The organism is Streptomyces sp. CO7 (assembly GCF_053474865.1).
This window is the reverse complement of sequence record NZ_JBRIOU010000008.1, coordinates 62,117-66,428: the sequence shown is the minus strand read 5'-3', so window position 1 is coordinate 66,428 and position 4,312 is coordinate 62,117. Positions and strand designations below refer to the sequence as shown.

Below are 4,312 nucleotides of genomic sequence, written 5' to 3'. Positions count from 1 at the left end.
CGGACTCGGCCTTGCCTCCGGCCGGGGACTTCAGCTGCGGGAGATCCGTGTAGTACGAGTCGTCGCCCGGGAGCTCGGCGGGGTCCGGTATCGGCTGGGGGGCGCCGGTGTCCGGGCCGGGGCCCCGCTCGCCGGGTGAGGCCTGGCGCCCCGCGGCGGGGGCAGCAGGCCTCGGGGCAGAGCCCCAGGCGCGGTCGGGCCGGAGCACCCGGAGGCGCCGGGCGGGACGCCAGCCCGGCACCGAGCCCGGTGACCGGCGTCAGGACCTCTCGGCCGGTTCCGTCTCCCGCGCCTCCACGGCGGACGCGTCCGCGGCGGACGGGACGGCCGTCCCCGTGGAGGCCGCACGGCGCCGGGCCGTCGCCCGGGTGAGGGCGAGCGCCACCGGCTGGGTGTACCGCGCGGTGAGCGGTCCCACGATCACCAGGATCAGCACGTACGCCGTGGCCAGCGGTCCCAGCCGCGGCTCGATGCCCGAGGTGACCGCCAGCCCCGCGATCACGATGGAGAACTCGCCGCGCGCCACCAGCGTGCCGCCGGCCCGCCAGCGCCCGTTGACCGAGATGCCCGCGCGCCGGGCCGCCCAGTAACCGGTGGCGATCTTGCTGAGCGCGGTGACCACGGCCAGCGCCAGCGCCGGCAGCAGCACCGGCGGAATCGCGGCCGGGTCGGTGTGCAGGCCGAAGAAGACGAAGAACACGGCGGCGAACAGGTCCCGCAGCGGCGACAGCAGGTGGTGCGCGCCCTCCGCGACCTCGCCGGACAGGGCGATGCCCACCAGGAACGCGCCGACCGCCGCCGACACCTGGAGCTGCTGGGCGATGCCCGCGACCAGCAGGGTCAGCCCCAGGACCACCAGGAGCAGCTTCTCCGGGTCCTGGTGCGAGACGAACCGGGAGATGTGCCGCCCGAACCGGACCGCGAGGAACAGCACCAGCCCGGCGACGCCCAGCGCGATCGCCAGCGTCACGCTGCCGGCGGCGAGGCCGGTGCCGGCCAGCAGGGCGGTGATGATCGGCAGGTAGACGGCCATCGAGAGGTCCTCGAGGACCAGGATGCTGAGGATCACCGGGGTCTCCCGGTTGCCGACCCGTCCCAGGTCGTTCAGCACCTTGGCGATGACGCCGGAGGACGAGATCCAGGTGACGCCCGCCAGGACGACGGCGGCCACCGGGCCCCAGCCCAGCAGCAGCGCCATCGCCGCGCCCGGGAGCGCGTTGAGCGCCATGTCGACCAGGCCGGCCGGGTACTGCGTCTTCAGGTTGGAGACCAGGTCGGAGGCGGTGTACTCGAGCCCCAGCATCAGCAGGAGCAGGATGACGCCGATCTCCGCCCCGATCGCCACGAACTCCTCGCTGGCGCCCAGCGGCAGCAGCCCGCCTTCGCCGAAGGCGAGCCCGGCCAGCAGGTAGAGGGGGATCGGGGAGAACTGGAAGCGCCCGGCGAAGCGGCCGAGAAGGCCGAGACCGAGGATGATGGCGCCGAATTCGATGAGGAACGTCGCGGTCGAATGCACGCATCAGTCCTGTTCGAGTATCGCCGCGGCGGCTTCCACGCCCTCGCGGGTGCCGATCACGATGAGGATGTCGCCGCCCGCGAGGCGGAAGGCCGGGGTCGGCGAGGGGATCGCCTCGGCGCGGCGCATCACCGCGACGATGGACGCGCCGGTGTGCGTCCGGATCTGCGTGTCGCCGAGCAGCCGGCCGTTCCAGCGGGCGGTCGCGGAGAGTTCGATGCGCTCGGCGACCAGGCCCAGGTCGCCGGCGGACAGCAGGCTGGGGCTGTGGTGGTCGGGCGCCAGCGCGTCGACCAGGGCCTGCGACTCCCCGGCGGTGAGATGCACCGACAGTTCGGCGGCGTCCGGGTCGTCCTGGCAGTAGGCGGTGATCGTGCGGCTGCCGTCGCGCTGGGCCACCACCGAGAGGCACCGGCGTTCGCGCGTCGTCATGTCGTACCTCACGCCGATCCCCGGCAGGGGGGTGCTGCTGAGCCGTGGAATTCCCACCGCAGTCCCTTTCGCTGTGATTCGCCCTGATTCGTACCGGGCGGTATGTGTAATGCGCAGGTAAAGCCCGCCCCGCCACAGTAGGCGACCTCGGATGCGAGGTCGGGAACGGGCGGAGGTGGCCTCCGTCACCGACCGGCGGCGGCGTGGCACTCCTCCGAACCGCTGGGCCAGGCCATGGTGGGCGCGGCGATGCCCGGCACCACGCCGGGCCTGTTCGCCCTCGCCCGCTGCCACCGGTGGGAGGTGGCCCGCACCATGAGGTGGCCCGCACCATGATGTGGCCGACGGCGGTCGCGCCGGCCGGGCCGAGCGCGGTGACGTTCCTCGACCGGGACGCCCTTGGTGACGGTCCACGGCGGCGGGGTCGTCAGCTTCCTCAACTCCCCGGGCTGGGTCGTGGTGGTCACCGCGCCGGCCCTGTGGGCGCTCGCCGCCGCCCTGCCGCATCCCCCGGCGCCCGCGCACCCTCCCCGACGTCGGACGCCTGCCGCTGCCGGCCTGGTCCGAGCCGGCCCTCGCCGTGCTCGGCTCCTCCTGGTTCGGCATCGGCACGGGGCTGCTGTTCCTGCCCGGCCACTGGGGCGGCTTCGTGCCCCGGCAGGTGAACCGGGCCGACGCCCAGGCCCTCGGGGTCCGGGCGCTCGCGCTCGGCGTCGGCGTGCCGGGCACGCCGGCCGAGGACGACCTGCGGCGCGGCCGCTCCGCGATCCTCTCGGTGCCCGGCGTCGCGCTCGTCGCCGCCGTGGTGCTGCTGACCGGCGGCGACGCGGTGCGCCGGTCCTCCGGCCCCGCCCGCGCGCTGGTCGCGACGCTGCTGGGGCTGCTGGTCGTCGGGGTGTCCGGACTCCGGCTCACCCGTGACCGGCGGCCGGCGCCGGTCACGGGTGAGCCCGGTGGGCGGTACGGGTCAGCCGGAGAACCAGGTGCCGAGGTCGCCGTAGGAGAGGCCCAGGGAGGCCACCGTGAACGACTTCGAGCCGGTGCCGGTGATGCCGGTGGAGGACCCCTTCAACAGGTGCGCCATGCCGACGGTCTCACCCACCCAGTCGTCCGTTCCCACCATCAGGTCGGCACGGCCGTCACGGGTGTAGTCGGTGAGCTTCAGCGTGTTGCCGAAGTTGTCGTCGGTCTCGATCGAGCCCGCGACCCCTGAGGTGCCCTGGTCGTAGGCCTTCGCCCCGGTGCCGGAGAGACCGCCGGCCCGGCCGAGCAGCACGGTGACCGCGCCGCCGTCGCGCTTGCCCGCCAGGTCCTCACCAGGGCTGCCGACCGCGAGGTCCGCGTACCCGTCGCCGTTGACGTCGCCGGCCGCCACCGCGTAGCCGAACAGGTCGTCGTCCTCCCTTGCACCGGGCACGCCGGTGGTGTCCTGGGTGAACTTCACCGGCTTGCGCGCGGTGTTCGGCCCGTTCGCGCCGCCGTAATGCACGGCCACGTAACCGCGGTTGAGGTCCGGGTTCTCCCCGCCGCGGCCGACCGCCAGGTCGCCGTATCCGTCCTTGTCGAAGTCGCCGATCGCCGCGGTGAGAGGGCCGGGACCGTTGTCGGGGGTGGCGTCGGGGACCACCACGGACGCCGTCCGGGTGGCGAAGTCGCTGCCGCCGCGGTGGTAGAACGCCCGCAGGTTGACGTCGGACGCGGTGAGGTCCAGACCCAGGATGTACAGGTCCGTCGCGCCGCCCGCGTCCACGTCGCCCGCCACGAGGCACCAGGAGTTCAGGTAGCCGTAGCTTCCGCCCAGCGACTGGTGGCCGCCGTGGCCGCCTGCCCGGGTGAACGGGCCCTTCAGCAGCACGACGCCGCCCGCCTGGCTGTTGCTGTACGCCGCCAGGTCGGCGTCCCCGTCGCCGTCGAAGTCACCGGTCACGACCTGCTCGCCGAAGGAGTCGCCGGAGCCGGGGTACTCCTGGGCGATCGGCGAGTGGAACACGGTGCCGGAGCCGAGGCCGCCGGAGCCGCCCCAGACGACGGTGAGGCCGCCGGCCATCTCCACGTCGCCGACCTTCTCGCCCGGCGAGGAGACGACGAGGTCCGCGTACCCGTCCCGGTCGAGGTCCGCGGTGGTGGTGCCGATGCCCCAGCCGTCCCCCGCCTCCACCGTGCCGGGTATGCCGGCCGAGTTCTGGTGGATCGTCTGCACCCGGGTGCCCGGTCCGGCCGAGGTGCCGTACACGACCGTGACCCGGCCGTCCTGGCCGTAGGTGCCGCCGGCCAGGACGAGGTCCCGGTAGCCGTCCCCGTTGAAGTCGTCGGCTAGTTCGGCGGGCGCCGCCGAGGCGGGGACGGCGGCGAGCAGCGGCCCGG

3 protein-coding genes are annotated in these 4,312 nt (G+C 74.2%); all 3 read right to left on the bottom strand.

From position 1 onward, the window contains the following. Positions 1–259: 259 nt before the first annotated feature. Positions 260–1,516, bottom strand: coding sequence for a cation:proton antiporter (locus ACOV8S_RS25180; RefSeq protein ID WP_448320514.1), 1,257 nt, complete (start codon positions 1,514–1,516; stop codon positions 260–262). Positions 1,517–1,519: 3 nt separating this feature from the next. Continuing rightward, a complete protein-coding gene (locus tag ACOV8S_RS25175; protein WP_448320512.1) occupies positions 1,520–1,948 on the bottom strand; it encodes a cation:proton antiporter regulatory subunit in 429 nt (142 codons plus the stop codon). Between the two features lie 967 nt (positions 1,949–2,915). Beyond that, positions 2,916–4,304, bottom strand: a complete 1,389-nt coding sequence (locus ACOV8S_RS25170) for an FG-GAP and VCBS repeat-containing protein (protein ID WP_448320858.1) — start codon at positions 4,302–4,304, stop codon at positions 2,916–2,918. Positions 4,305–4,312: the final 8 nt, after the last annotated feature.